Source organism: Lentisalinibacter sediminis, assembly GCF_040706615.1.
GTDB classification, from domain to species: Bacteria; Pseudomonadota; Gammaproteobacteria; order Steroidobacterales; family Woeseiaceae; genus Lentisalinibacter; species Lentisalinibacter sediminis.
The window spans coordinates 86,915-111,514 of sequence record NZ_JAPDRF010000009.1 but is presented as its reverse complement, the minus strand read 5'-3'; the positions used below and the strand labels follow the sequence as shown (position 1 = coordinate 111,514).

The 24,600-nt window shown below is 67.9% G+C and carries 29 protein-coding genes; 14 read left to right on the top strand and 15 right to left on the bottom strand.

Annotated features, from left to right (window positions below):
* Position 1 precedes the first annotated feature (1 nt).
* The gene (locus ACJMKX_RS17545; RefSeq protein WP_405228259.1) at positions 2-379 is read right to left on the bottom strand and encodes a phage holin family protein; all 378 of its coding nucleotides are present in this window, start codon (positions 377-379) and stop codon (positions 2-4) included.
* Positions 380-397: 18 nt separating this feature from the next.
* Positions 398-844 carry a cytochrome C gene (locus ACJMKX_RS17540; RefSeq protein WP_405228401.1) on the bottom strand — a complete coding sequence of 149 codons (447 nt, stop codon included), beginning with the start codon at positions 842-844 and terminating at the stop codon, positions 398-400.
* A 238-nt stretch (positions 845-1,082) separates the two neighbouring features.
* Here ACJMKX_RS17540 and ACJMKX_RS17535 point away from each other — a divergent pair, with 238 nt between their 5' ends.
* The 4 genes from ACJMKX_RS17535 to ACJMKX_RS17520 are packed head-to-tail and all read left to right on the top strand — an operon-like array spanning position 1,083 to position 3,878.
* Entirely contained in the window at positions 1,083-1,943 is an 861-nt protein-coding gene (locus ACJMKX_RS17535; protein ID WP_405228257.1) for an alpha/beta hydrolase, read from the top strand.
* A 57-nt stretch (positions 1,944-2,000) separates the two neighbouring features.
* Positions 2,001-2,891, top strand: a complete 891-nt coding sequence (locus ACJMKX_RS17530) for a hypothetical protein (RefSeq protein ID WP_405228254.1) — start codon at positions 2,001-2,003, stop codon at positions 2,889-2,891.
* A gap of 34 nt (positions 2,892-2,925) precedes the next feature.
* Complete coding sequence (locus ACJMKX_RS17525; protein ID WP_405228252.1) at positions 2,926-3,453, top strand: RNA polymerase sigma factor; 528 nt, start codon at positions 2,926-2,928, stop codon at positions 3,451-3,453.
* Entirely contained in the window at positions 3,450-3,878 is a 429-nt protein-coding gene (locus tag ACJMKX_RS17520; protein WP_405228250.1) for a hypothetical protein, read from the top strand. The genes ACJMKX_RS17525 and ACJMKX_RS17520 overlap by 4 nt, the downstream gene beginning before the upstream one ends.
* A gap of 628 nt (positions 3,879-4,506) precedes the next feature.
* On the opposite strand, the gene ACJMKX_RS17515 is transcribed toward ACJMKX_RS17520, so the two are convergent.
* The 3 genes from ACJMKX_RS17515 to ACJMKX_RS17505 all read right to left on the bottom strand — a co-directional run bounded on the left by ACJMKX_RS17515 (position 4,507) and on the right by ACJMKX_RS17505 (position 6,878).
* A complete protein-coding gene (locus tag ACJMKX_RS17515) occupies positions 4,507-5,121 on the bottom strand; it encodes a membrane-associated protein (RefSeq protein ID WP_405228248.1) in 615 nt (204 codons plus the stop codon).
* Positions 5,118-6,182 carry a threonine aldolase family protein gene (locus ACJMKX_RS17510; protein WP_405228246.1) on the bottom strand — a complete coding sequence of 355 codons (1,065 nt, stop codon included), beginning with the start codon at positions 6,180-6,182 and terminating at the stop codon, positions 5,118-5,120. The genes ACJMKX_RS17515 and ACJMKX_RS17510 overlap by 4 nt, the downstream gene beginning before the upstream one ends.
* A gap of 114 nt (positions 6,183-6,296) precedes the next feature.
* On the bottom strand, positions 6,297-6,878 hold the full coding sequence (locus ACJMKX_RS17505; protein WP_405228399.1) for an LOG family protein: 582 nt from the start codon (positions 6,876-6,878) through the stop codon (positions 6,297-6,299).
* Positions 6,879-7,094: 216 nt separating this feature from the next.
* Here ACJMKX_RS17505 and ACJMKX_RS17500 point away from each other — a divergent pair, with 216 nt between their 5' ends.
* A complete protein-coding gene (locus tag ACJMKX_RS17500) occupies positions 7,095-7,463 on the top strand; it encodes a DUF6491 family protein (protein WP_405228245.1) in 369 nt (122 codons plus the stop codon).
* 59 nt (positions 7,464-7,522) lie between these two features.
* Here ACJMKX_RS17500 and ACJMKX_RS17495 read toward each other — a convergent pair whose 3' ends face one another.
* Positions 7,523-8,092 (bottom strand): cysteine dioxygenase family protein, encoded by a 570-nt coding sequence (locus ACJMKX_RS17495; RefSeq protein ID WP_405228243.1) that lies wholly within the window; start codon positions 8,090-8,092, stop codon positions 7,523-7,525.
* 141 nt (positions 8,093-8,233) lie between these two features.
* Here ACJMKX_RS17495 and ACJMKX_RS17490 point away from each other — a divergent pair, with 141 nt between their 5' ends.
* Positions 8,234-8,686, top strand: a complete 453-nt coding sequence (locus ACJMKX_RS17490; protein ID WP_405228241.1) for an Lrp/AsnC family transcriptional regulator — start codon at positions 8,234-8,236, stop codon at positions 8,684-8,686.
* Positions 8,687-8,764: 78 nt separating this feature from the next.
* Here ACJMKX_RS17490 and ACJMKX_RS17485 read toward each other — a convergent pair whose 3' ends face one another.
* Entirely contained in the window at positions 8,765-9,277 is a 513-nt protein-coding gene (locus ACJMKX_RS17485) for a high-potential iron-sulfur protein (RefSeq protein ID WP_405228240.1), read from the bottom strand.
* A 200-nt stretch (positions 9,278-9,477) separates the two neighbouring features.
* Between ACJMKX_RS17485 and ACJMKX_RS17480 the strand changes: the two genes are divergently transcribed.
* From ACJMKX_RS17480 to ACJMKX_RS17465, 4 genes are all read left to right on the top strand, one after another.
* Positions 9,478-10,632 (top strand): sulfotransferase family protein, encoded by a 1,155-nt coding sequence (locus ACJMKX_RS17480; RefSeq protein WP_405228238.1) that lies wholly within the window; start codon positions 9,478-9,480, stop codon positions 10,630-10,632.
* A complete protein-coding gene (locus tag ACJMKX_RS17475) occupies positions 10,629-11,780 on the top strand; it encodes a glycosyltransferase (protein WP_405228236.1) in 1,152 nt (383 codons plus the stop codon). Before ACJMKX_RS17480 ends, ACJMKX_RS17475 begins: the two co-directional genes overlap by 4 nt.
* The gene (locus tag ACJMKX_RS17470; RefSeq protein WP_405228234.1) at positions 11,773-12,489 is read left to right on the top strand and encodes a polysaccharide deacetylase family protein; all 717 of its coding nucleotides are present in this window, start codon (positions 11,773-11,775) and stop codon (positions 12,487-12,489) included. The genes ACJMKX_RS17475 and ACJMKX_RS17470 overlap by 8 nt, the downstream gene beginning before the upstream one ends.
* Before the next feature lie 125 nt (positions 12,490-12,614).
* Positions 12,615-13,061 (top strand): thioesterase family protein, encoded by a 447-nt coding sequence (locus tag ACJMKX_RS17465; RefSeq protein ID WP_405228232.1) that lies wholly within the window; start codon positions 12,615-12,617, stop codon positions 13,059-13,061.
* A 16-nt stretch (positions 13,062-13,077) separates the two neighbouring features.
* Here ACJMKX_RS17465 and ACJMKX_RS17460 read toward each other — a convergent pair whose 3' ends face one another.
* Positions 13,078-13,578, bottom strand: coding sequence for a MarR family winged helix-turn-helix transcriptional regulator (locus ACJMKX_RS17460; RefSeq protein ID WP_405228230.1), 501 nt, complete (start codon positions 13,576-13,578; stop codon positions 13,078-13,080).
* 324 nt (positions 13,579-13,902) lie between these two features.
* On the opposite strand from ACJMKX_RS17460, the gene ectA reads away from it, so the two are divergent.
* The 4 genes from ectA to ACJMKX_RS17440 are packed head-to-tail and all read left to right on the top strand — an operon-like array spanning position 13,903 to position 18,687.
* Positions 13,903-14,424, top strand: a complete 522-nt coding sequence (gene ectA, locus ACJMKX_RS17455) for a diaminobutyrate acetyltransferase (RefSeq protein ID WP_405228228.1) — start codon at positions 13,903-13,905, stop codon at positions 14,422-14,424.
* Between the two features lie 18 nt (positions 14,425-14,442).
* Positions 14,443-15,747 carry a diaminobutyrate--2-oxoglutarate transaminase gene (gene ectB / locus ACJMKX_RS17450; protein WP_405228226.1) on the top strand — a complete coding sequence of 435 codons (1,305 nt, stop codon included), beginning with the start codon at positions 14,443-14,445 and terminating at the stop codon, positions 15,745-15,747.
* 23 nt (positions 15,748-15,770) lie between these two features.
* On the top strand, positions 15,771-17,204 hold the full coding sequence (locus tag ACJMKX_RS17445) for an aspartate kinase (RefSeq protein WP_405228224.1): 1,434 nt from the start codon (positions 15,771-15,773) through the stop codon (positions 17,202-17,204).
* A 49-nt stretch (positions 17,205-17,253) separates the two neighbouring features.
* Complete coding sequence (locus ACJMKX_RS17440) at positions 17,254-18,687, top strand: sodium/proline symporter (protein WP_405228222.1); 1,434 nt, start codon at positions 17,254-17,256, stop codon at positions 18,685-18,687.
* 51 nt (positions 18,688-18,738) lie between these two features.
* Here the strand turns inward: ACJMKX_RS17440 and ACJMKX_RS17435 are convergent, their stop codons facing one another.
* The 7 genes from ACJMKX_RS17435 to ACJMKX_RS17405 all read right to left on the bottom strand — a co-directional run bounded on the left by ACJMKX_RS17435 (position 18,739) and on the right by ACJMKX_RS17405 (position 24,536).
* Entirely contained in the window at positions 18,739-19,140 is a 402-nt protein-coding gene (locus tag ACJMKX_RS17435; RefSeq protein ID WP_405228220.1) for a hypothetical protein, read from the bottom strand.
* 195 nt (positions 19,141-19,335) lie between these two features.
* Positions 19,336-19,878: a fasciclin domain-containing protein gene (locus tag ACJMKX_RS17430; protein ID WP_405228219.1), complete on the bottom strand. Its 543-nt coding sequence runs from the start codon at positions 19,876-19,878 to the stop codon at positions 19,336-19,338.
* A 108-nt stretch (positions 19,879-19,986) separates the two neighbouring features.
* Complete coding sequence (locus ACJMKX_RS17425; protein ID WP_405228217.1) at positions 19,987-21,327, bottom strand: DUF1501 domain-containing protein; 1,341 nt, start codon at positions 21,325-21,327, stop codon at positions 19,987-19,989.
* A gap of 13 nt (positions 21,328-21,340) precedes the next feature.
* Positions 21,341-23,002: a DUF1800 domain-containing protein gene (locus tag ACJMKX_RS17420; RefSeq protein WP_405228215.1), complete on the bottom strand. Its 1,662-nt coding sequence runs from the start codon at positions 23,000-23,002 to the stop codon at positions 21,341-21,343.
* Between the two features lie 136 nt (positions 23,003-23,138).
* Positions 23,139-23,561 (bottom strand): hypothetical protein, encoded by a 423-nt coding sequence (locus ACJMKX_RS17415; protein WP_405228213.1) that lies wholly within the window; start codon positions 23,559-23,561, stop codon positions 23,139-23,141.
* A complete protein-coding gene (locus ACJMKX_RS17410) occupies positions 23,548-23,991 on the bottom strand; it encodes a hypothetical protein (RefSeq protein ID WP_405228211.1) in 444 nt (147 codons plus the stop codon). The genes ACJMKX_RS17415 and ACJMKX_RS17410 overlap by 14 nt, the downstream gene beginning before the upstream one ends.
* A gap of 8 nt (positions 23,992-23,999) precedes the next feature.
* The gene (locus tag ACJMKX_RS17405) at positions 24,000-24,536 is read right to left on the bottom strand and encodes an RNA polymerase sigma factor (RefSeq protein WP_405228209.1); all 537 of its coding nucleotides are present in this window, start codon (positions 24,534-24,536) and stop codon (positions 24,000-24,002) included.
* Between the last annotated feature and the right edge of the window lie 64 nt (positions 24,537-24,600).

The window sequence follows — 24,600 nt, the reverse complement described above, 5'->3', positions numbered from 1 at the left end:
GCTAGCGCCGACGAATGACCATCACCTCGTAGCGTCCGCTCGGGCCGATATACCAGGAGGTCAGCGTGCTCGTGAGGCTGACCACGAGCGAGCCGAACAGGGCGGCCCAGAAACCCGATACCGCGAAGTCCGCCAGCAGCCACGCGACCAGCCCGAACATCATCGCGTTCACGACGAACAGGAACAGTCCCAGCGTGACAAGCGTGAGCGGCAGGGTCGCGACGATGGCGATGGGCCGCACCAGCGCGTTCACCACTCCCAGCAGGATGGCGGCGAGGATGAACGTCCCCACGCCGCTGATGTGCACGCCCGGGACGATCGCGGCGGCCACCCACAGACCGAGCATATTGATCAGCAGTCGGACGACGAGTCCGGGCATGGCTCTCCTCCTTCAGGCTCAGTAGATGGGCGCGTACTGGTACTCGGGGTACTCATAGCGCGGCACGACGACGTCATAATGGGGCTGCAGGAACGCCACCAGGTTGATGAGCTGGCGCACGGTCATGCGGTCGTTGAAGGCGGGCATCAGCGACTTGCCATCGTCGGAGACCTCTTCCTCCGGATACCAGCGGACCAGTTTGTGCGAGGGGTTGATGATGGAGGTCACCAGCTCCCCGTAGGTCTTCACCCGGGTCACCTCGCCGCCGAGCGTGACCTGCACCGGGCCCTTTTCCGCCGGCGGCGGCAGCTCGTAATTGCTGATCACGTGGCAGGAATTGCACTGCAGCGCCAGAAACGCTGCCTGGCCGGCCTCAGGATCACCGTCAGGCAGGCGGAATCCCGCGGCGGACTTCGGGCCGGCCTCGCAGCCGGCCAGTAGTGCGACGCTCATCGTCGCGACCATTACCGTCACCAGCCTGGTCATCCTGATAACGCCGGGCCGAAGCCTGGTTTTCCTCATGCCGTCTTCCTCATCCGGGGCTTCATCCCCGCAACGAAAGGCCGCGGTTAATCGAGCGACGCGGCCACAGTTGTACAGGTTCACTCTAGGCGATCCGGCCAGACCCGGCCAGTAGTGACATGTGCCTAGGATTTCCGATTGCGCAATACTGTCGGCATACCGCCGTCGCGGAGACCGATCGATGAGGACAAGACTGACCGCCCTCGTTTTCCTGGCCGCCCTCGCAGCCCTGGCCGCCCCGCCGGCAGGCGCCGGGGAACGGGACACCCGCCTGCAGGCTGTCGACCGCGCCCACTACCACCGCCTCGCACCGGACGAGCCCGAGGGCGTCTACCACGTCCATGTGCGCCTGCCCGAGAGCCACGAGACGGGAGCGGAGCGGCGTTATCCCGTGGTCTATCTGCTGGACGGCGGCAACATGTTTCCCCTCCTGGCCGGCTACTACCGCTACCTGGAACTGGGCGAGGAAGTCCCCGAACTGATACTGGTGGGCATCTCCTACGGCACCGACTACTTCCGGGAAGGCAACCAGCGCAGCCGGGACTACACCGCAGAGGCGCCGGAGCCGGAGTTCTGGGGCGGTGCCGGCGCCTTCCTGCGCTTTCTCCGCGATGTGCTGATCCCGATGGTCGAGTCCCGCTATCCCGCCGACCCCGAACGTCGGGTGATACTGGGACAGTCGCTCGGCGGACAGTTCGTCCTCTACAGCGCGCTGCAGCCCGACGGCCCGTTCTGGGGGCATATCGCCATCAACCCGGCGCTGCACCGTAACCTGCCGCTGTTCCTCGCGGCGCCCGGGGAAACCCCGGCCGGCCCGCGGCGGCGCCTGTACGTGGCCTCCGGCGCCGACGACCTGCCGCACTTCCGCGGTGCCGCGCTGTCCTGGATCGGTCACTGGACGGCGCAGGACGCGACACCCTGGGATCTCGAGGCCGAGATCCTGCCCGGCGAGAGTCATTTCTCCGCGGCGCCTGTCGCCTTCCGCCGCGGTATCCGCTGGCTGTTCGGCATGAAAGACGACCCGACCGGCGCCGGCCTGTAACCCATCGCGCAGTACGGCCCTATAACAGGGCAGGGAACATCAAAAACGGAGCCCGCCATGCGCTTTCCGAGACTGCACGCCATCCTTATCGTCGCCATCCTCGCCGTACCCGGGCTCGCCGTTGCCGCGGTCACGCCCGGCGAACTGCCCGGCAACGCCCGCTGGTACCTGCATGCCGACCTCGTCGAGATGCGCGGCTCGGAAGTCGGGCGCCAGCTCTACGGCTGGCTGGACAAGGAGCTGTTCGCCGACCTTCGCAACGACCTCGGCGTCGACCTGGGCGCCGAGACCGACCGGGTCACGGTGTTCAGTCAGGGCGACGACGACGCCGTGCTCGCCATCCGCGGCCGTTTCTCGGACCAGACCCGGGAGAAGGTGCTGGCACTGGCGAAGCGCAAGGCACAGGTGGACGCACACGAGACCGATGGCAACCGCTACTACCAGCTGGGCCAGATGGATGACGCGGAATTCGACGGCTACTTCACGTTCGCCGTCGACGGAATGCTGCTGTTCACGTCCGAGGCCGCGACCATGGAGAAGCTGCTGGCCGACGGCGGTCGCATGCAGGAGCGCGAGGCAGAGGACGGCACGCTGTTCCTGCTCACCGCGGACCGGAACCTGATGCAGGGCGGGATCCGCCCCCAGGCGGGCACCGGTGGCTCCTGGGAGTCCCGCATCCTCGAACACACCCGGGAGGCGACGTTCTTCGTCGCCGACCGTGACGGGCTTGCGTCCATCGAGGCGAAGATCGTGGCCAGCGATCCGGGCATGGCGCTGGCCGTCGGCGGCATTGTCGGCGGCCTGATCGGATTGCAGGCCGTGGCCGCGGAGGAAGAGCCCGCGCTGGCCGAGCTGCTGAGCAAGACGAAGGTGACGGTGAACGAAGGTACGGTCGGCATCTCCGCCCTGGTGGGGCCGGAGCTGATGACGAGACTGCTCGCCCGTTGAGACGGGCTCCGGCCACCGACGCGCCGGACCACCAATGACCAGCGAGGACGAACTCATCGCGGCGGCGAAGGCAGGCTCCCACACCGCCTTCGCCGCGCTCGTCGAGCGCTACCGGGATGGCCTGTATCGCTTCCTGTGCGTGCGCTGCGCCCGGGTCTGCGACGCGGAAGATGCGTTGCAGGACACGTTCGTCGGCGCCTGGCGCTACCTCGCGAGCTACGATCCGCGCTGGCGCTTCAGCACCTGGCTGTACCGCATCGCACTGCGGCAGGCAGCGGGCCGGCCGGCAGCCTGGGAATCGCTGGCCGCGGAGCCGGTCGATCCGGCCGCCGATCCGCTGGCCGACTGCATCGCGGACGACGGGCGGCGCAACATCTGGCTGACCGCCCGGCAGCGGCTCACGCCGGACGGCTACACCGCGCTGTGGCTCCGTTACGGCGAGGACATGGCGGTGCGCGACGTGGCACACGCCATGGGACGGAGCGTATCGTGGGTCAAGGTGAACCTCTTCCGGGCCCGTCGGCGGCTGGCCCGGGAACTCGAGACGGAGGACGGGGAATGACGGAACTGGAAGAGCGTCTGCGTCGCGATGCGGCGAGGATCCGCGCGGAGACCACGCCGGAGCTGAGGGCCCGCCTGCAGGCATCGCTGCAGGCTGCGGACCCGGCGGCATCCGCGGCACGGCGCCGGCGGTGGCCGCGCCTGATGCCCTCGCCGCAGTTGCTCGGCGGCGCCGCGCTGGCGGCCGCCGTTGCGGTGGCGGGAGTGCTGGCCCTGCGCCCCGAGGCACCCGAGCCGGAGTCCTGGCCTGCAACGCCGACGGCACAGACGCAGACCGCCCCACCCGCGTCACTACCGGTCGCACTGCAGGCGGAATTCGTCCTGCTGGAGCTGGAGCAGCGGGCCACGCAACCGCTGACGGAGGAACAGGAGCGCCTCGAGGCCGATCTGCGCCGGATAGAGGAGGAGCTGCGGCGGGCCTTCTGAGGGCGTGTCTGCCGGGGAAAGGGGCGCGATAACGCTCGCCGCAAAAAAGTGAGGGGACGACGCCGTCGCGTCATCCCCTCGGTTTTTAAGCCAGCGCGGCGTCCGATTCGATCGATCCGGCAGCTTGCGCCACCCCCTCGGACCTGCCTGACTCCGGCCTGTGGCTCGTCCGCTCGGCTTGCGCCTTGCGGAACCTCGTCTCAGGCTCCTCACGAGGACTTTCTCGTCCCCGATGTTTGTTTAAAGACGCCTGGCTACGTCCCCCGCGAACTCCATGCCGGTCATGCGAGTCACGAGTACAGACAGTTTCCGCCCTCCAATGGTCGCCAGATGCTCTCGCTCCGGCTTCCTCAACGCGCGGCCTCTCGGCGTTGCGACTTGGTCAGCTTCCGCTGCCCTTGACCACTTTGGCGAGTGGCCCTGCCCCTGCCAATCGGGGCCCGGTTTCAGGATCGCGCTCCTTTACCGTGGAAGTCAGGTTACGCCTGCCGATTCGCCCTGTCAGCAGAATATCCTGTGCCTCTCGTGTGTTTATTCTGTGGATAAGCGGTGGAAATTGGAAAGCCTATATTTCTCAGTGTTTTGTGAGTAAAAGTCGATCGCACCACCAGGTGTTTCGCACAGGTTGCTAAAACAGCGCCAGATTCCCGCCACCATCCTTCGCCGTGAACAGCCAGGTCAGCAACCAGTGGGTCGGCAGATAGACGCAGAGCGGGAAGAACAGCATTACGAACCCGAGATACAGCCGGCCGTCGATCCGCCGCTGGGGACGCTCGCCCGGTCCGAACACCCAGTTGATGTTCTTGTCACGATCCGTAACCAGCCAGGTGACCGGCAACACCGCCCAGGCCAGCAGCGTCTGCAGCAGCAGGGCGCGGCTGTCGTAACCGAACCGCCAGACGCCCCAGATCAGCAGTGGCGGCAGGATCAGGTGGAATAAGGACAACCCGCGCAGCCAGCGGGGCAGGGCCGGGTCGAACATGTAACCGGCGAGGCCCGTGACCGGCCGCCGGAAGACCAGTCCGCCGACATAGCTGATCGTCCATACGGCCTCGGGCAACAGCACCCCGACCGCCATCATGCTGAACAGCAGCGCACTCTCGAGCCACAGCGCCGGCACCAGCAGGATCAGCGCGATGTCCGAGAACCAGAGGAAATTCTTCGGGCCGTGGCGGTAGCAGTAGATCGGCAGGATGATTGCGACGACGGCCGTGTAGGCGATCTTCAGCCAGAGCGGGATCATGCCTCCACGGCGGCGGCGCCCGCGCCGGTGAGTTCACGGGCCGCGGCGATGCAGCCCTGCACGGCCTCGTCCGGCATCGCGAACGAGGTGACCAGCCGGTAGACGCCGGCACCGCTGTGGGGCCACGGATGAAACTCGAAGTCGCGGGCGTGCAGACCCTCCGCGAGCGCATCCGGCAGGCGCATGAAGATCTCGTTGGACTGCACCGGGTGCAGCAGCTCGGTGCCCGGACAGGCGGCGAGCCCGTCGGCCAGTGTCCGGGCACGGCGGTTGGCGGCGGCGGCCAGGCGCAGCCAGAGTTCGTCAGCGAGATAGGCCTCGAGCTGCGCCGAGACATAGCGCATCTTGCTCAGCAGGTGACCGGCCTGCTTGCGCCGTCGCGGCAGCTCCACCGTGTCCGCCGGATCGAACACCACCAGCGCCTCGGCCAGCATCGCACCGTTCTTGGTCGCGCCGAACGAGACCAGGTCGACGCCGGCGCGCCAGGTGATGTCCGCGGGCGAACAATCGAGCGTGACCAGCGCGTTCGCGAGCCGCGCGCCGTCCATGTGCACACGCAACCCCTCCCGATGCGCGGCGGCGGCGAGTGTGGACACCTCGTCCGGCGTGTAGACGGTGCCCAGTTCCGTCGCCTGGGTCAGGCTCAGCAACCGGGGGCGGCTCGCATGTTCGCCCATCGCGAGAGACGCGGCGACGGTCTCCTCCACGGCCGCCGGTACCAGCTTGCCGTCCGCACCGTCCAGCGCCAGCAGCTTGGCCCCGCCGCTGAAGAACTCGGGAGCGCCGCACTCATCCGTATTGAGGTGCGCGTCCCGGTGACAGACCACCGCGCCGACGGAACCGCAGGTCTGGGCGACCGCGAGCGAGTTGGCTGCCGTGCCGGAGGCCAGCGGATAGATCTCGACCTCCCGCTCGAACAGCTCGCGGAAGCGCTGCCGCAAACGGCCGGTGGCGGCGTCCGCGCCGTAGGCGTGGGCGGGGCCGTCGTTCACTTCGGCCAGGGCCGCCATGATCTCCGGTGCCACGGGATACTCGTTGTCGCTGCGGAAATTGCCCGGCATGGCCTGCTCTGCTCCTTCGTTCCGACCGATGGGAGCGCAGCCGGCGCTCCCGGAGCGCCAATGCTACAGCCGCGGCGCGGAATGTTCGACGCCGCTCAGGTGTCTTCGCGGGCCTCAGGTCTCGTCCCGGTCCATCCACTTGGCCGTGTAGTGCGGCGTGTAGCCGGCCATGAGATCCAGCAGCGCCGCCGCCTCGCCGGCCGCGAGAATCATGTCCCGATGCTCCCCGCGCACGAAACCTTCGCTGACGGTCTGATCCAGGAACCGGAGCATGTCGTCATAGTAGCCGCCGGCGTTCAGCACACCGCAGGGCCTGGCGTGGATGCCGAGCTGCGCCCAGGTGAGAATCTCGAACAGCTCCTCCAGGGTGCCGAGACCGCCGGGCAGCGCCACCACGCCGTCCGAGAGCTCCGACATCAGTGCCTTGCGCTGATGCATGGTCTGCACGACGCGCAGGTCGGTGAGTCCCTGGTGGCCCACCTCCTTGCGCAGCAGCGCCTCCGGGATCACGCCGATGACCTCGCCGCCGGCCGCCAGCGCCGCATCGGCGAGCACGCCCATCAGCCCGACGCGGCCGCCACCGTACACCACCCGCCAACCCCGCTCGGCGATGACGCGCCCGAGTGCTTCGGCAGCGGCCGCGTAGGCCGGGCGGGTACCGCTGCTGGATCCCGCGAATACGCAGATCGATTCCATACGCGCCATCAGTTGCTGCTTCCCCTGGATGCTGACCCGGCTGCCATCGGCCCTGCGGCCGTGCAGGCAATGGTCCCCGCAATGGTCCGGTCGATAGCCGGCCGAACTGTGTCAGATTCGACCGGTCGTGCAAAGGCCTTCCCTTGAATCGGCCTGCGGCCACACGCATGTCTACCGCAAAGACGCGGCACCCGTTCGCCGCGGCAAGGAGGATCGATGAACAGGACAGTCAGGATGATCTTGCCGGTGGCAGCCGTCGCCCTGCTGGCCGGCTGCGCCACACAGACCTCGCCGAACGAGCCGCCGGCCGGCCCGAGCGCGGTACTGCACTTCGCCGATCTGGGCGGTCTCCGTAACTGGCGCTCCGTCGAGAATGGCAGGGCCATACTGATCGAGGGACGCCGCGGCCAGTGGTACCGGGCGACATTCTTCAGTCCGTGCACCAGCCTGCCGTTCGCCAGCACCATCGCCTTCGCGACCGACACCACCGGCGATCTGGATAAATTCAGCTCGATTCTCACCCGGAACGAACGCTGCTACTTCCGTACCTTCGAGCGGTTACCGGATCCCGACGAGGAGGAATGAGCGGGGGTCGGGCCTGAAGGCAAATCGGGCCTTAACTCAGATCGGGCCTGAAGGCCCTCCTACAATTCGATGTTGATGCTCGCCGGGTCTGCGATCAGATCGCGGCCGTAGGTGTGGACGGTGATCGCGACGTCGTCGCTCGCGTTGTGGACCCGGTGCGGATAATCGATGCCCCGCTGTACGCAGGTCACGTCGCCCGGCGCGCAGACCGCCTCGCAGGCGAGTTCGACGGCGCCGTCGCGCACGAGGCGATAGTTGGCGACGCTCGGCCTGCCGCTGTAGACGCCTACGGCTCCCCATGCCGTGTGACCATGCACCGGGGTGCCCTGGCCCGGCCGCCACACGACGGACAGCACGGTGAAGCGTCCCAGCGGATCGGCGTAGAGCACGTGACGGCGATAAGTCTCGGCACCCGTTTGCCGGCATTCGGCCGGCAGCCATTCGGCCGCAGCCATCAGGCGCCGCATCTCGCGGCCGACCCGGCTCGCCAGCCGGTCGTCGCCGCAGGCCTCGCACAGCGCGCCCACGCGGCGGACGTACTCGTCGAAATCGATGGCCTCCGAGGCCGTGCAGGCCGAGCGTCCGGCGCCGCGGCGCCCCTCATGCATCCTGTCTGCTGAAACCGCCATGGACTCTCTCCCTGCTCCCCGCGTTCACGTGTACGGAAAGGTAGCAGCACGATGGGAGCCTTCGGGTGCAAAATTTGCCGTAAATGTGAAACGTGTTAGGTTATTTGCCTAACGATGGTCCGATTCGGGGGATGAGGTTCCGTGGACAAGAAAGACAAGCAGATCCTCGCGCTGCTGCAGGAGGACGCTTCACTGCCGGTGGCCGAGATCGCGGAGCAGGTGGGGCTCTCGCGCACCCCCTGCTGGCGGCGTATCCAGCAGCTGGAAGAGAAAGGGATTATCCGCAAGCGGGTCGCCCTGCTCGACCGGCACAAGCTCCACGTTCCCATCACCGTATTCGTCGCCGTGCGCACCAACCAGCATAACGCCGCCTGGACCGAGCGCTTCCGGGAGATGGTCCAGAGCATCCCGCAGATCGTGGAGGTGCACCGGCTGAGCGGCGATATCGACTATCTGCTGCGGGTACTCGTGCGCGACATCAACGACTTCGACGCCGTCTACAAGCAGATGATCGAGATGGTGGACTTCTCCGACGTCAGCTCCAGCTTCTCGATGGAGGAGTTCAAGTTCACGACGGCGATCCCGCTCGACTGAATCGGAACCGGATCGTCGGCGTAACGAAAAACGGCCGCCCGAAGGCGGCCGTCGTTCACCACTGACGAACAGCGGGCCTCAGGCCTTCGGCGCGTAGGCGCTGCACCAGCCCGCGGTGTTCACCAGCTTGCCCGGGAAGATGGAGCAGCCGGCCCACTCCTCGTCGCCCTTGGCCTGGAACAGCTGACAGTTGCTGCAGGCCTGGCCCGGCTGATAGCGGGCGTACTTGCTCTGGTCGACGTCGGTGGCGTCGTGCACGTAGCCGAGTGCCTTCGCCTGCGGGTCGTCCTCCGACAGCTTCGGCCGGCCGTCTGCGCCTGCCGCCGCCTCGCCGGCCTGGCTCTGGGCGGTGTCTGCCGCAGCCTGGACGGACTCCTGAGCGGACTCCTGGCTCATGCCCGTTTCTTTGGCCATGTCGGCCCCGCCGCCGGAACCTTCGTCGGCAGAAGGCTCCGCGCCACCCGTGCTCGCAGGAGCGGAGTCGCCGCCGCCCGAGCATGCCGCCAGCCCTGCGAGGGGCACCAGCACGACCGTGCCGCCCACCAGCTTCAGGAATTTCCGGCGTCCTGCCGGATCGGAATATTCGCTCATAACAACTCTCCGCTAGCGTCGGCTCATGCCGACGGGTTCAAGAATGGGTCTGGATCCGCGCGCGCACATTCTCGGCAACGACCCGGGCCAATGCAAATGAAACGCGCGGGGCCGGCGGCCGGCTGCAACATTTCTGCCACACATTGCTGTCACGATGCCGTTACGAAACAGATCAGCCATCAGGTCGCGCCTGCCCCGACATGACAGCGACGCCGTTCAGCATCGCAGCGAGGATCGCCGGACTCTGCCGCCAGATCCTCGCCCCCTCCCGCTTCCCGGGGCCGCTCCGCTATGTCCGCCGCCTCGCGGCAGGTGCCGTGTTCCTGCCGGGGCTCCTGCTCCTGCAGGCCGTGCACTGGATCGGATTCCTGCTGGACGAGGTGTTTTTCCGCGGTTATCGGCGAGTCGCGATCCGTGAGCCCGTATTCGTGCTCGGCGCACCGCGCAGCGGCACGACCTGCCTGCACCGCCTGCTGGCGGCCGATGAACGTTACACGACCTTCGCCACGTGGGAGTGCCTGTTCGCCCCGAGCATCACGGAGCGCAAGTTCTGGTCCGGCCTCGCCGCGGCCGACCGGCTGGTCGGATCTCCGGTGGCCCGCTCGCTCACGGCCGCGGGCCGCACCGCCTTGCGCTGGATCGACGACAAGCACCCGCTCGGACTCGCCGAGCCCGAGGAGGACTATTTCTGCTTCCTGCCGCTGCTGTGCTGCTTCATCCTCGTCGTGCCCTTCCCCGAGGCACGCTGGGTATGGCGCATGGGCACATTCGATCGGGATATGCCGGCAGCGCAGCGTCGGCGGCTGCTGACCTGGTACCGGCGCTGCCTGCAGCGCCACCTCTACGCCCACGGCCCGGACCGGACACTGCTGTCGAAGAATGCCGCTTTCGCGGGCATGGCACGGAGCCTGGCGCGCGAATTCCCGGATGCCCGCATCGTGATCTGCGAGCGGGACGCCGTCGAGGTGATCGCCTCGCAGTTCAATTCGGTCACGGACGGCCTGCGTCTGTTCGGCGTACCGACCGATGACCCGCTGTTCCGCCGGCGGCTGCTCGACTGCCTGGATTACTACTACCGGAACCTGGAGGACCTGCGCGCGGAACTGCCGCCGGAGCGCATCGCGGCCGCCCCGATGGAGGAACTCGCCGCCGACCCTGCCGGGCTCGTACGCCGCCTCTACGACCGCCTGGGACTCCCGGTGACCGGCACGCTGGAGGCACGTCTCGGGCAGCTCGAACAGCACCGACCCCATGTACCGGCCCAGGCGCCGCCGCTGTCGTCCTGGGGCATCGACATGGCAGAGGTGCTCCGGCGCTTCGCCGCCTGGACACGCAAGGAGGAGCCGCAGACATGATGGCCACACAAGCGCTGCAGACCCGACTGCGCGAAGACGCGCGGGCCCGATCCCGTTGCGAGCGCCTGCGCGTCGCCGTCGTCTCCGACGCGGTGGCCGAACGCAACGGCGTGGGCTCCTATTACAGCGACCTGGTCGGCCAGCTCGGCTCCCGCGTCGGACGCGCGGAGCTGTTCTGCCCGCAGGACAGCCTGCAGGGGTGGCGGCGCCGGCTGGTGCCGCCGCTGCCCGGGGACCGCACCCAGCGCCTGTGGTTTCCGCGCCCGTTCCGGCTCTGGCGCCAGTTGACCGCCATGGCACCCCATGCGATCGTGGTGCCCACCCCGGGCCCGTTCGGCCTCATGGGTCTGCTGGCGGCGCGGCGTCTCGGCATCCCCCTGATCACCGGCTTCCACACCCACTTCGAGCAGCTGGCGGACATCTACTGGAGAGACACTTTCGGCCGGCTGAGCCGCGGCTACCTGGAGCGTTGTCACGCGCTGCTGTTCCGCCACAGCGCACTGGTGCTGGCCAACTCCCCCGAGATGGCCCGCCTGGCCAATCGTCTCGGTGCCCGCGGCACGCGGCTTATGGGCACCTCGGTGCCGCGGGAGTTCCTGGACCGTCCGCTCACCGCGCCCGCCCCCGAAATCCGCCGCCTGCTGTTCGCCGGCCGGCTGGCCGAGGAGAAAAACCTGCCCGCGGTCCTGGACGTGGCCGAACGACTGCCGGGCCTGCGGGTCAGCATCGCGGGCGACGGGCCCATGCGCCCCGCCGTCGCGGCCGCGGCCGCGCGGCTGCCCAACCTGGACTACCTGGGCTGGGTGCCCCGGAAGCGGCTGGTCGACACGCTGGACGCCCACGACATGCTGCTGCTGCCGTCCCGGGTCGAGTCGTTCGGCACCGTGGCGCTCGAAGGCATGGCCCGCGGCCGGCCGGTCATCGTCTCCGGCGACTGCGGCATCGCCGAGTGGCCCGAACTCGACGCCGGGCTGTTCCGCATCGGCGCAGACGAGAGTGTCGTGCAGGCCGTCACGCGCGCCTGCACAGTCGCACCGGGCGTGCGCGCCGAAATGGGCCGTCGCGCCCATCTGGCTGCGCGCCGGCTGAACGACTGGAATCTGCGCACCTGGATCGGCTGGCTGCAGGGAGACAGCGACGGTGGCTGAGGCCGCGCCCGAAGTCCTGGTCTCGGTGCACGACGTGATGCCGGATACCCTCGACCGGGTGGCCGGCATCCTCGCCGCACTCGAGGCCGCCGGCGCCGGTAGCGCCAGCCTGCTCGTCGTCCCCGGTGTCGGCTGGACAGGCGAGACGCTGGACCGGCTGCACGGCCTGCTGGCCCGGGGCCATACCCTGGCGGGACACGGGTGGCTGCATCGCTGCCTCCGCATCCGTGGGCTACGGCATCGCCTGCACAGCGCGCTCATCTCCCGCGACGTGGCAGAACATCTGTGCCTGGACGCGGCCGACATCGAGGCGCTGATCCGCCGCTGCGGCGAGTGGTTCCCGCGCCACGGGCTGCCGCAGCCCGACACCTACGTGCCACCGGCCTGGGCGATGGGCCGCATCGAGCGGTGGCGCCTGCACGGCCTCGGTTTCCGCTACTTCGAGACCCTTACCGGGTCCTACGACGCAGGGACCGGACGCTTCCGCCCCCTGCCACTCGCCGGCTTCGAGGCGGACACACGCTTCCGGGCACTGGTGCTGCGCGCGCTCAACCGGACGGCCGTGGCGCTGGCAGCAGCGGGGAGACCGCTGCGGCTCGCCATCCACCCCCATGACCCCGAGCTGCTGCTGGCGCGCGATCTGGAGCGCCTCATCGCCACGGCGGCAGGCAGCACCCGCCGGGTCACCGCCCGCGCCGGAGCCGGCTGAGCGCCCGACGGGCTGGCGAACCTCCGTCCCGGCGGGTAGCTTATGCGCCGGTTCCGGTCACCACGGCAGACAAGATGAGGCCACGACAACCTTCGGCGGCCGAAGTCAGGCAGCTCCCCGCACTCATGACTCACGTCATCCCGCCAGACTGGGAGGATCAGAACGGCCACGTGAACATCCGGTTCTATATGATCCTGTTCGAGCGCGGCGGCTGGCCCATGGTGCAGGAGATGGGCATGGAGGACTCCTACTTCAGCGACCGCCGGCAGGGCCTGTTCGACCTGGAGCACCACCTCTATTACCTGAACGAGATTCACGTCGGTGAATCCGTCAGCATCCATGCCCGCATGGTGGACCGCAGCGAGAAACGCTTCCACGGCGTGATGTTCATTGTCAACGACAGCCGCGACAACCTGGCGGCCACCCTCGAGTACATCACCAGCGGCGCCGACCTGGCGCACCGGCGCACGGCGCCGTTCCCGGCGGACATCGCCGCGCAACTGGACCGGCTGGTGGCCGAGCACCGCCGGCTGACGTGGCAGCCGCCGCTGTGCGGCGTGATGTCGGCCTGAGGCCCAGGGCGAAACCCTAGAGCGTGGGAGGCGTCTCGCCGATCTGACCCACGTCCAGCACCGGGGAGGCGTCCAGCTTCTCGGCACCCATCAGATCCGCCACCCGCTGCAGGGCCGCGACGATGGAGTGGCGCTGCCAGTCCGGCAGTGCGGAGTACTCTTCCAGGAAGCGGGTCTGCAGCGCCGTCGGCGCCCTGGCCACGAGCTCCCGGCCCTCCGGCGTCAGGCTGACCTTGACCTGTCGCCGATCCGCGCTGCCGCGCCGGCGCGCGACGAGGCCGCCCTGCTGGAGCTTGTCGATCATCGAAGTCACCGTGCCCTGGGTGAGACCGACCTTGTAGGCAATCCCGCCCACCGTGAGCTCGCCCGCCATCGACAGCAATTCCAGCACGAGCAACTGGGAGGTCGTGAGGCCGGTCTGCCGCGCGAGAGACTTGGCGTCCAGGTCCGTCGCCCGCAGCACCCGGCGCAGCGCGGTCAGCACCTCTTTCTCCAGCATCTCGTCCTTTTCACTCATCGCCCTGTCACTCTCGTCCTCATCCGCCGGCATCGGCCGCAGGGTCTGCAGGTCCCTGATCCCAGTGATGTTTGTGCCCGTCGGGCATCCATTCACTTGAAAGGAGTACTTTGAGCCTCAAATCAAAGTTGCGCCGCTAATCGCTATTTTCTAAAATTGTAGCGCTATTCGATCAGCTTTTTTAATTGAATATCGAAATATCTGTCAACCGAAACACGCCGGGCACCCAGTAGACCTGCGATAGGATTAATATCGGCCTATCGGGTCTGCTCCCGCCTCATCGGACATACGCCCCACGCGACAGATCCCCCGACCAGGCAAAACATGCAAGCTAAGAGAATCCAGAAAGATTCTGCTATCTCCATACGTGCGCCGGTATCGACCGACGGCGCCGCCGTCCACGCCCTCATCGGGCGCTGCCCGCCGCTGGACACCAACTCCATGTACTGCAACCTGCTGCAGTGCACCCACTTCGGCGCGACCAGCGCGCTGGCCGAGGCGGAAGGCGATGCCGTGGGCTTCGTCTCCGGCTACAGCCCGCCGCCGCACCCGGACGCGCTGTTCGTCTGGCAGGTGGCCGTCGACGAGCGGGCCCGCGGCCACGGCCTGGCCAAGCGGCTGATACTGGACATCCTGCAGCGGCCGGGCAACGAGCACCTGCACTACATCCGCACGACCATCACGGCCCGGAACGAAGCCTCCTGGGCCATGTTCCACGGCCTCGCCCGCAAGCTCGGCGCACCCACCGAAGAGCAGGTGCTGTTCGATCAGGACGAGCACTTCGGCGGCGAGCACAAGAGCGAGCACGAACTGATCATCGGCCCTTTTGAAATTGAGAGAAACTGAGAGCAATCGAGAAACGTCATGAAAACCACCGTTGAGAAGATCGACCTTTCCAGTAACGCACACACGGGCGGCGTATTCGCGCGCCTCGAGTCGGACGTGCGCTCCTACTGCCGCTCGATCCCGGTCCTGTTCGAAAAGGCCATCGGCACCGAACTCGTCGATGCCGACGGCAACGTATACCTGGACTTCCTGGCCGGCGCCGGCAGCCTGAACTACGGCCATAACAACCCGGTGCTGAAAGAGGCGCTGATGGAGTACATCGGCGGCGACGGCATCGCCCACAGCCTGGACATGCACACGGCGGCGAAGAAGCGCTTCCTGGAGACCTTCCACGAGCGCATCCTGAAGCCGCGCCACCTGGACTACGTGGCCCAGTTCACCGGCCCGACCGGCGCAAACGCCGTCGAGGCCGCCATGAAGCTGGCACGCAAGGTTACCGGCCGCGAGACCATCGTCGCCTTCACGAACGGCTTCCACGGCGTCACGCTCGGCGCGCTGTCTCTCACCGGCAATCGCCATCACCGGGACGCCGCGGGCGTGTCGATGAGCGGCGTCGTGCGCATGCCCTTCGACGGTTACCTGGGCGAGGGCGTGGACACGCTCGACTACTTCGAGAAGACGCTGGACGACCCGAGCAGCGGCGTGGGTCATCCTGCCGCCGTCATCGTGGAAGCGGTGCAGGGCGAAGGCGGCCTGAACGTCGCCAGCGAGGCCTGGCTGAAGCGCCTCGAGGCGATCTGCCGCGCCCGCGACATCCTGCTCGTGCTGGACGATATCCAGGCCGGCTGCGGCCGCACCGGCAACTTCTTCAGCTTCGAGCCGTCCGGCATCCGGCCGCACATGGTGACGCTGTCGAAGTCACTGAGCGCGATGGGCCTGCCGTTCGCGGTTCTGCTCATCGAGTCGGACCTGGACGAGTGGGAGCCCGGCGAGCATATCGGCACGTTCCGCGGTAACAACCACGCGTTCGTGACCGCGGCCGCCGCACTGGAACACTTCTGGTCGACGCCGCGCTTCGAACAGGACGTCAGGCGCAAGGCCGGCATCCTCCGCTCACGGCTGGAGGAGATCGCCGCCGCGTCGCCCCTCGGACTCACCGTCAAGGGCCGCGGTCTCATGAGCGGCATCGCATGCCCGGACGGCGAGACGGCCGGCAGGGTATGCCGCGCCGCGCTGGAGCGCGGTCTCGTGATCGAGACGAGCGGCTCCTTCGACGAGGTGGTCAAGTGCCTGCCGCCGCTCACGATCAGCGACGACGAACTCGAGCGGGGGCTGACGGCGCTCGCGGAGAGCTTCGCCGTCGCCGCCAGCGACAGCGCCTGAACGGCGCCAGGAGCACAGCGAGGATGAGTCACACCGTAGAAAAGATAGGCGGCACCTCGATCGCCGACAGCGAAGCGGCGCTGAACAACGTATTCCTGCCGAGGAGCGGGAAGGGCGACCCCTACAACCGCATCTTCGTGGTCTCCGCCTACGCGGGCATGACCAACGAGTTGCTGGAGGATAAGAAGACCAAGGATCCCGGGGTCTACACGCTGTACAGCCACAGCGAGTCCGACTGGGCCTGGGGCGATGCCCTGACGAAGGTCTGCCGGAAGATGATCGAGAAGAACGAGGAGATCTTCACCGATCCGGGCGTGCGCGAGCCGGCCAACCAGTTCGTGCTCGAGCGCATCGAGGGCGTGCGCAGCTGTCTCATCGACCTGCAGCGGCTTTGCTCCTACGGCCACTTCCATCTCGGCGAGCACATGATGACCGTGCGCGAGATGCTCTCGGCCCTGGGCGAGGCCCATAGCGCCTTCAACACGACCCTCCTGCTGCGCATGCACGGCGTGGAGGCCCGCTTCGTCGACCTCACCGGCTGGCGCGACGACAAGCCGCGCACGCTCGAGGAGCGCATCGACATCGGCCTGAAAGGCATCGACTTCGAAGCCGAGCTGCCGATCGTCACAGGCTACACCCAGTGCCACAGCGGCCTGTTCCGCGAGTACGGCCGGGGCTACACGGAGGTGACCTTCAGCCACGTCGCCGCCCGCACCGGCGCCAGCGAGGCGATCATCCACAAGGAGTATCACCTCAGCAGCGCCGACCCCCTGATCGTGGGCGAGGACAAGGTAGAGAAGATCGGCAACACCAATTACGACGTCGCCGACCAGCTCTCAAACATGGGTATGGAGGCCGTCCATCCCCGGGCGGCGAAAGTGCTGCGCCAGGCCGAGATCCCGCTGCGCATCCGCAATACTTTCGACCCTGAAGACCCGGGTACGGTGATCCGGCAGGACTACGTTAGCGACGAGCCCTGCGTCGAGATCGTAACCGGCTGCCGTGCCGTGCTGGCGATCAAGCTGTTCGACCAGGACATCGTCGGACTAAAGGGCACGGACCGCCGCATCATCCAGGCTCTGGAGGACACCCGGCTGCGCATCGTGACGAAGGACATGAACGCGAACACCGTGACCCACTTCGTCACCGGGACGCTGAGCCGTGCCAAGCACGCCATCGCGGAGCTGGAGCGGCTGTTTCCGCATGCCGATATCGATCTGCGCCGCGTGGGCCTCGTCTCCGTGATCGGCAGTGATCTGAACCGGCCCGGCCTGCTTGCGGACACGGTCGGCTGCCTGCACGAGGGCGGCGTCGACGTGATCGCGCTGCACCAGGGCATGCGCCAGGTGGACATCCAGATCATCGTGGACGAGGGCGACTACGACGCGGCCATCAGGGTGCTGCACGAGCGGCTGGTCGAGAATCGGGACACCGTGGGCGACCGTAACGCGGCCTGAGCCGCGGTCCGCCTCCGGACGGTAACGAGCCCGATCGCAGCAACAGCAGATGCTGACCAGCTTCATCGCAGCCATGGCGATCTTCGTGCTCATCGGGCTCGCCTCGGTGATGCGCAGCCGCGGCACCAAGGACGACTACTACCTGGCCAGCCGTGACGTCTCGCCAGCCTTCGCGGGCCTGTCCGCGATCGCCACCAACAACTCGGGCTTCATGTTCATCGGCCTCATGGGCTACACCTATGCGGCCGGCGTCGCGTCGCTGTGGGTAATGGTCGGCTGGATCGTCGGCGACTTCCTGATGTCGCTGGTCATCCATCGCCGTCTGCGGGAATCCACCGAGAAGCACAACGAGGTGACCTTCGCCGGCGTGCTGGCCCGCTGGCACGACACGGACTTCCGCATCCTGCGCATCGTGGTGGCGCTGCTGACCCTTGCCTTCCTCGGTGCCTACGCGGCCGCCCAGCTCACGGCCGGCGGCAAGGCGCTGCAGGCGATGTTCGGCTGGACGCCGAGCAGCGGCGCCATCCTGGTGGCGACCATGGTGGCCCTGTACTGCCTGGCCGGCGGTATCCGGGCTTCGATCTGGACCGACGTGGCCCAGTCCGTGGTCATGCTGTTCGCCATGGCCATCATGCTCGTGGTGGCACTGGTGAGTGTCGGCGGCGTGGGCGCCGCCGTGGAGGAACTCTCCACCGTCCCCGGTTTCCTCGCACCCTTCCCCGACGAACTGAAGCTGCCGGCACCGAGCGGACCGGCGCTGTTCGTCATCGGCTGGATGTTCGCGGGCATGAGCGTCATCGGCCAGCCCCACATCATGGTCCGGTTCATGGCACTGGAGAACGCCGGCAAGCTGCGCCGCACGCGCATGTATTACTACGGCTTCTTCACCGTGTTCTACACCTTCGCCGCCGGCGTCGGCCTGCTCTCCCGCCTGCTGCTGCCCGACCTCGGCAGCATGGACCCCGAGCTCGCGCTGCCCACCATGGCGATGGAACTGCTGCCGGGTATCTTCGCCGGCGTCGTGATCGCCGGTCTGTTCGCGGCCACCATCTCCACCGCCGACTCGCTGGTGCTCAGCTGCTCCTCGGCCCTCACCCACGATCTGCTGCCGCAGAAGATCGAGAAACCGCTGGAGCTGAAGGCCGGCACGCTGTTGATCGTGGTGCTGGCCCTCGTCATCGCCCTGAACGGGACCCAGAGTGTGTTCGCGCTGGTGATCTTCTCCTGGTCGGCGCTAGCCAGTGCCTTCGGGCCGCTGCTCTACGTCTACTCCCGCGGCCTGCGGGTGGCCGAGAGCCAGGCGTTACTGATGATCGGAGTGGGAGTCGCGGTGGCCATCGGCTGGCGCTGGCTCGGCTGGCACAACGACGTCTACGAGGGCATGCCCGGCATGCTCGCCGGCTGGCTCACCTACCACGCCACGCGGCCGATGCTCTCCCCTACCGGCGATACGGCGGACGCCAAGGCAAGCCAGGAAGCCTGACCCGGCAACAAGTTCAGAAACGCAAGAATCGGGTGCCGGACACCTTTTTCCTTACAGTTTGAACTTTCCGCCGCCGCCCTGCAGACGGGGATCCGGCATACCGCCGGCGCCTTCCGAACCCGGCACCACGATGGAAGAGGCCGCATCCCGGCGCATCTCCTCCAGCCGCTTGATCGTATCCTCGGCCGCCTCCGCGGCGCCGGCGCCGAACTTCCGCGCGGCCTCCCCCAGGGAGCTCGCCTCGATCTCGAACGAGAGGGGCAGCGCGCCCGCCGGCGTCAGCAGCTGGGTCTGCCCCACGTACTGCACGGCCCGGGAGCCGTCCTCCGCGCCCTCCGCGGTGACCGGGGTCATCCGCCGGATCGTCCCCACCCGCTGATCGGTGAAGACATCCTCCCGATACAGGTCGTCGACGGACATCTCCATCTCTTTCTCGTCGGGGCCCTCGGCCATGTCGCTCATCCTTTCTGGCTGTGGATACGGAACGGAAGGCTAACAAGTTTGCGTCGCCGCAGCATCTGCGGCGGCCATGGCCAGGCAAAAGTCACCGCAAAAAAAGCCGGCACGGCGCGTCGGGGCCGTGCCGGCCCTCGAGCCGGTTACAGACCGGCGCCGTCCATGGCACCGATCCGGTTCAGCTCATCCGTCTCACTCGGGCAGGATGACCTGATCGATCACGTGGATCACACCATTACTGGCCGCGATATCCACGGCAGTAATCGTGGCACCGTCAACCGTCACCTTGCCGCCGCTCGCCTCGATCGCGACCGACTGGCCGTTCACGGTGGTGGCGCTGTCCAGCTTGACGACGTCGACGGAGGTCACCTTGCCGGGCACCACGTGGTAGGTGAGGATGGAGACCAGCTGCTCCTTGTTCTCGGGCTTCAAAAGGCTCTCCACCGTGCCCTCCGGCAGCGCGGCGAACGCGGCATCCGTCGGCGCGAAGACCGTGAAGGGACCGTCGCCTTTCAGCGTGCCCACCAGGCCTGCCGCGTCCAGTGCGGCCGCCAGTGTGGTGAAATCGCCCGCGGCCACTGCGGTGTCCACGATATCCTTATCGGCCTTCTTCTCCATGTTCTTGTGATGGCCCGCGACCGCGGTGGTGGTCGCCGCCAGCAGCAGCAGTCCCATCGCCAGCACCGTGCGGATGTTGGAAGGGCTCGTCGTCCTTGTCAGGGTCGTCCTTGTCATGTCGCTCTCTCCTCTGGGGTTGTCGAAAGACTCGCGACTGTGTTCGCGACCCCGTGAATAACAGATGAGCGGCAGGGTAGACAGAACCTCGACGCGGCCTACGACACCTCAGAGCAGGAAGCCGAGGTCGCGCTGGACGAAATTGTCGATGTGGGGCGCCACCTGCGCGAGATCGGCCTCCGGTATGCCGAACCAGCGGGCGAGCGTCGCGGCATACTGATCCGCCGAGACCGACGGGATCATGCGCCCGCCACCGACGTCCTCGGGCCCGTCGATCGCCAGCAGCGGATACGTTCCGTACAGCTCCCGACCCCTCACGGCATCGCCGACCACCAGCTGGATGCCGCCCCAGCCGTGATCCGTGCCGTCACCGTTGGAGGTCAGCGTGCGGCCGAAGTCCGATTGGGTGAACGTGGTGACGCTGTTGCCGACGCCGAGCTCCACCGTGGCCGCGTGGAAGGCGGAGATCGCCTGACTGACACCGGCCAGCAGGCCCGGCTGCAGCTCCGCCTGATCGTCGTGGGTATCGAAGCCCCCGGCTGCCACGAAGAAGATCTGGCGTTCCATGGCCAGTTCGTCGCGGACGGCGATCAGCCGCGCGACGGTGCGCAGCTGCTCGCCCAGCTGGGAGGCCGGAAACGCCGTTGCGAGCTCCGGCGCGGACGCTATGGCGCCGCTGACCCGGTCCGCGGCATCGACCGCGCGCCGCTGCACCTCGGCGAACCCGCGCTCGTAGATGGAGCCGTAGTCGCCGCCGATGATGCGCTCGAACGCCCGGCGCTGCTCCAGGAAGATGCCGCTGTCGCCGAAACCCTCGAAGGGCACGGGGCCCTGGGGCCCCATTACGTAGGCCACGGTCTCGCTGGCCGACTGGAACAGGGTGTTACCGAAGAGCGAAGCGTTGGTGGCGAGCTGCTGGCCGGAGACCTGCAGGCGAATCAGATCGGCGATGCGCCCGGCCCAGCCTGTCGCGGTCTGGTTCGTGCCCTTCAGCGAGTGCCACTGGTCCTGCTGGTCGTTGTGGGAGAACAGCTGGGGCGGCAGCTCTGCCGAGCCGGCCTGGAATCCGGCCTTCGTCACCGGCCGGATCAGCGGTCCCACGTTGGTCACGAACGCAGCCCGCCCGCTCTCGAACAGGCTCTGCACCTCGGGCATGGACGGATGCAGGCCGTAGTCCGTGCCGTCGGAGGCCAGTGGCTGTATCGGCAGCAGATCGTCCTGCGGGATGGCCAGATTCTGGCGCGAGGCCGCATACACGCCGTACTCGGCGTCGCTCACCGGCACCAGCATGTTGAACGAGTCGTTGCCGCCGAACAGGAACACGCAGACCAGCGCCCGGTAGTCGTCGAACGGACCGGGCGCGGCGGCCACGTGCAGGCCGGGGCAGGCGGCCAGCGCGGCGCCGGCGCCGCTCAGCTTCAGGAAATCGCGTCGATTGATGGCTGCCATAATGTCCTCCCCCTCAGCGCTGGTACGCGTATTCCGGCGACGAGGCGACCAGGTAGATCGCCTCGGCCGCCCGGGCTATCGGGTCGGCGGCCGGGATGCGTTCCACCATCCCGACCGCCTCGTCCGCGAGCAGCGGAGAGATTTCGCCCGCCAGCAGCTTGTCCGCCACCCGGGCCACGAGCGCCTCCGCATCGCCGGCCAGCGCCACCTCCTCGCCGATGTCGATGAATACATCGTCCGGACCCAGGTCAGGGTTCTCTGAATGATTCACGAATGCCTGCGCCAGCATCAGGTTCGTGATCAACGTGTTCTGGTACTCCGTGGCGATCTGCAGCTCGGGTGCCACCAGTCCGCGGTCGCGGATCTCGCCGGGCGGCGCATAGAACGGGCTGTAGAAGTTGAACACGGACGGTGACTGCAGCGGCCCCTGGCCCAGCAGGATGTAGGCGAAACCGAACGGGAAGGCCCCGGCCTCGCTGCGAGCGTCGTACGCGCGCCAGAGCTGGGTCAGGCGGAGCAGCGGTTCCTTCAGCTTGCCGTCGGTGTCCAGCGCGTCGTCCGGCCGCGCCTCGGGGTCGAGCAGGATCGCCCGCACCACCGCCGCGAGGTCGCCGCGCACCCCGGCGCCGTTGTCGTTGAAGGTCTCGGCCACCCGGCGCACGTAGGCCGGCGACGGATTGCTGGTGGTCAGGCGCTCGATCAGCCGCGTCGCGATGAACGGCCCCACGTTCGGGTGCTCGAAGACGTTGTCCAGCGCCGCACGCAGATCGTCCCCGCCGGACTGGCCGGCCGGCAGCTCGACGCCGCCGAGCAACTGCTTCGCCCCGGTGTCGTGGAACGCCTCGTACAGCGCCATCGGCTGCGTCTGGTTGAAGGGCGTGATGCGCGCCTGCTCGAAGCTCGGCGCGCCGGCGAAGTGCCAGCCCGTGTAGACGTGGGCGAAACCCTCGATGACGGACTGGTCGTAGGTGGGGATCGGCTGGCCGGCGCCGTCGGTCTTCACCGTGCCGTCCACGTTCAGCTCCACGAGACCGATGGTGAACAGCTGCATGAGCTCGCGGGCATAGTTCTCGTCCGGACGGATGTTCAGCGCCGGGTTCGGCTTCTCGTTGCCGAGCATGCTGAGATAGATACCCATGGCCGGATGCAGCGTGACCGCTTCCATCAGGTCGCGGAAATTGCCGAAGGCGTGTTCGGCCAGGGTGTCGTAATAGTCCGCCAGCGCCCAGGGGGCGCCCTCGAGAGCGCCGAGCTGGGAGACGACCATGATCTGGGACAGCGCAAAGGCCACTCGCTGGCGGAGCTGATCCTCGCCGTCCACCGCGTTGCGGAACCACACGTCCACCCGGTCGGGCTGCAGCTGGCCCGGGAAATCCGGCCGCGGCAGCGAGCGCAGATAGGGCAGCTGCAGCGAGGCCGGCGTATTCATCTGGGTGTCGATCCAGGCCTCGATGCCACTGTCGACCACCGCGTCGGCCCCGGCCTCGGTGGCGCCGAAGGTCGCCTGGTTCAGGAAGCGGAACGCCTCGGTCTTGCTGAGCGTCGGCGGCGGGGGCGGCGGAGGCGGGGGCGGTTCGGAGCCGCCCCCGGAGGAGCCGCCGCCACCGCAGGCCGTGAGTGCCAGCGAGGCCGCCAGGAGGAGCGCGGCCCTCGACCCCGATGCGTATACCCTCAACTGTCCCGTCATCCTGCTACCCCGCGTTCCGTCTGATCGGCACGAACAACAACAACGTTTTCGCGCCGGCCGGGTTGACAAGCACCTTGCCCGCCGCCGGACGCAAAAGCCGTGACCCAGGCCACATCCCGCGCCGCTACTCGGCCGCCTTCAGGTTCTCGGCCAGCCCCTTGCGCAGCAGCTCGATGGCCTCGGCGGAGCGTCCGGTCTCCTTCAGGGTGTCGCTCATCAGCACGTAAGCCGCGTTACGAATGGCCTGGTTGCTGCTGTTCTCGAGCACCCGGCTCAGCTCCTCCACCACCCGCGCCTTCTCGCCCCGCTCCTCGTAGATCTCCTTCATCTTCTGCATCTGCAGGATGGCGGCCTTCTCGGGCTCGGCGCTGATCTCGTGGGTGGTCTCGATGATGGCCATGTAGTCCGTCATGATGCCGAGGAAGGTCTGCATCCTCGCGAGCTCGTCCATCGATTGCGCCGGCACCGACGGCGCCGCCGCGATCAGACCCGCCGCCGCGATGAGCGCGCATACCCGTGCCGTTGATCCCCGTCTAGCTGTTCGCATGGTCCTTCTCCTCTTCGTCCCGCGAGTGATTCCGCAGGTCTTCCAGTTCCGTGTCGGTCGGCGACGGCGCGACGGCGCCCGCGCCGGTGGCCGGGCCCGGCGGCGCCGGCAGGCTCATGCCGCGGACGGAGGACAGGCCCGGCACGGCGCCGGCCGGCTTGCTGCCCGCCGCCAGCGAGAGCACTGTCAGGGAGGTCGGCCGTACCTCCGCCTCGCCGCGCTCGATCCGGGGCAGCGCCAGCAGCAACGCGGCCACAGCCAGCGTGGCGGCCAGCGCCGCCCCGGCGGCAGGCAGGGTGAGATGCCGCGGCCGTGCCTCGGGGAGCCGCGCGTGCACCCGGCGCAGCGTGTGCTCCGGCGCCTTCAGGCGCCGGTACTCTTGCCTGATGGCCTCGATGTCCGTCTCGATGTCCATTCCTTCGCCGTTCACGCGCCGGCTCATCCGCCGGGTCCCTCCATGCCGTTTTGCCGCAATCGCCGGACGGCCTTGTGCAGCAGGGCCTTCACGGTGCCCTGCCGGCACCCCATCGCCTTTGCCGTATCGGCCACCGACAGCTCCTCGAATATCCTCAGCATCACCACCTCCCGCTGCCGGCCGGGCAGCGCGGCCACGAGCTGGCGCACGCGCCGCGCCGCCTCCAGCTCGCCCGCGCGCCGCTCCGGGCCGACGGCCGGGTCGGCGGGCTCGCCGTCCAGAGCCTCGCCCGTGCGCCGGCGGTTGTATTCGTTGCACACATGCCGCGCCGTGCGGTACAGCCAGGTAAACGGCGCCGCGCGGAAACGGAAGCGCCGCAGCCCGCGCCAGGCCCGCAGGAACACCTCCTGCACTGCGTCCTCCGCATGCTGCGGGTCGTGCAGCCAGACGCTCGCGAGCCGGTAGAGCGGATCCTGATAGCGCCGCACGATGGCATCGAAGGCCTCCGGATCCCCGGAGCGGAAACGCTGCACCAACTCGACATCGGACGGCTCGGTCAAAACATGCAATCCCTCTTCGACCGGTTAGTGCAGCCGGGGCCGGCGAGGTTTACCCGCCGTGACG

Excerpts from the sequence above, each read along its gene's own strand:
- ACJMKX_RS17540 (WP_405228401.1), bottom strand. The coding sequence starts at position 844 with ATGGTCGCGACGATGAGCGTCGCACTACTGGCCGGCTGCGAGGCCGGC.
- ACJMKX_RS17430 (WP_405228219.1), bottom strand. The coding sequence starts at position 19,878 with ATGACAAGGACGACCCTGACAAGGACGACGAGCCCTTCCAACATCCGC.
- ACJMKX_RS17445 (WP_405228224.1), top strand. The coding sequence starts at position 15,771 with ATGAGTCACACCGTAGAAAAGATAGGCGGCACCTCGATCGCCGACAGC.
- ACJMKX_RS17485 (WP_405228240.1), bottom strand. The coding sequence starts at position 9,277 with ATGAGCGAATATTCCGATCCGGCAGGACGCCGGAAATTCCTGAAGCTG.
- ACJMKX_RS17510 (WP_405228246.1), bottom strand. The coding sequence starts at position 6,182 with ATGCCGGGCAATTTCCGCAGCGACAACGAGTATCCCGTGGCACCGGAG.
- ACJMKX_RS17500 (WP_405228245.1), top strand. The coding sequence starts at position 7,095 with ATGAACAGGACAGTCAGGATGATCTTGCCGGTGGCAGCCGTCGCCCTG.
- ACJMKX_RS17520 (WP_405228250.1), top strand. The coding sequence starts at position 3,450 with ATGACGGAACTGGAAGAGCGTCTGCGTCGCGATGCGGCGAGGATCCGC.
- ACJMKX_RS17480 (WP_405228238.1), top strand. The coding sequence starts at position 9,478 with ATGACAGCGACGCCGTTCAGCATCGCAGCGAGGATCGCCGGACTCTGC.
- ACJMKX_RS17460 (WP_405228230.1), bottom strand. The coding sequence starts at position 13,578 with ATGAGTGAAAAGGACGAGATGCTGGAGAAAGAGGTGCTGACCGCGCTG.
- ACJMKX_RS17465 (WP_405228232.1), top strand. The coding sequence starts at position 12,615 with ATGACTCACGTCATCCCGCCAGACTGGGAGGATCAGAACGGCCACGTG.
- ACJMKX_RS17525 (WP_405228252.1), top strand. The coding sequence starts at position 2,926 with ATGACCAGCGAGGACGAACTCATCGCGGCGGCGAAGGCAGGCTCCCAC.
- ACJMKX_RS17505 (WP_405228399.1), bottom strand. The coding sequence starts at position 6,878 with ATGGAATCGATCTGCGTATTCGCGGGATCCAGCAGCGGTACCCGCCCG.
- ACJMKX_RS17415 (WP_405228213.1), bottom strand. The coding sequence starts at position 23,561 with ATGCGAACAGCTAGACGGGGATCAACGGCACGGGTATGCGCGCTCATC.
- ACJMKX_RS17530 (WP_405228254.1), top strand. The coding sequence starts at position 2,001 with ATGCGCTTTCCGAGACTGCACGCCATCCTTATCGTCGCCATCCTCGCC.
- ectA (WP_405228228.1), top strand. The coding sequence starts at position 13,903 with ATGCAAGCTAAGAGAATCCAGAAAGATTCTGCTATCTCCATACGTGCG.
- ACJMKX_RS17425 (WP_405228217.1), bottom strand. The coding sequence starts at position 21,327 with ATGGCAGCCATCAATCGACGCGATTTCCTGAAGCTGAGCGGCGCCGGC.
- ACJMKX_RS17545 (WP_405228259.1), bottom strand. The coding sequence starts at position 379 with ATGCCCGGACTCGTCGTCCGACTGCTGATCAATATGCTCGGTCTGTGG.
- ectB (WP_405228226.1), top strand. The coding sequence starts at position 14,443 with ATGAAAACCACCGTTGAGAAGATCGACCTTTCCAGTAACGCACACACG.
- ACJMKX_RS17440 (WP_405228222.1), top strand. The coding sequence starts at position 17,254 with ATGCTGACCAGCTTCATCGCAGCCATGGCGATCTTCGTGCTCATCGGG.
- ACJMKX_RS17435 (WP_405228220.1), bottom strand. The coding sequence starts at position 19,140 with ATGGCCGAGGGCCCCGACGAGAAAGAGATGGAGATGTCCGTCGACGAC.
- ACJMKX_RS17535 (WP_405228257.1), top strand. The coding sequence starts at position 1,083 with ATGAGGACAAGACTGACCGCCCTCGTTTTCCTGGCCGCCCTCGCAGCC.
- ACJMKX_RS17475 (WP_405228236.1), top strand. The coding sequence starts at position 10,629 with ATGATGGCCACACAAGCGCTGCAGACCCGACTGCGCGAAGACGCGCGG.
- ACJMKX_RS17495 (WP_405228243.1), bottom strand. The coding sequence starts at position 8,092 with ATGGCGGTTTCAGCAGACAGGATGCATGAGGGGCGCCGCGGCGCCGGA.
- ACJMKX_RS17515 (WP_405228248.1), bottom strand. The coding sequence starts at position 5,121 with ATGATCCCGCTCTGGCTGAAGATCGCCTACACGGCCGTCGTCGCAATC.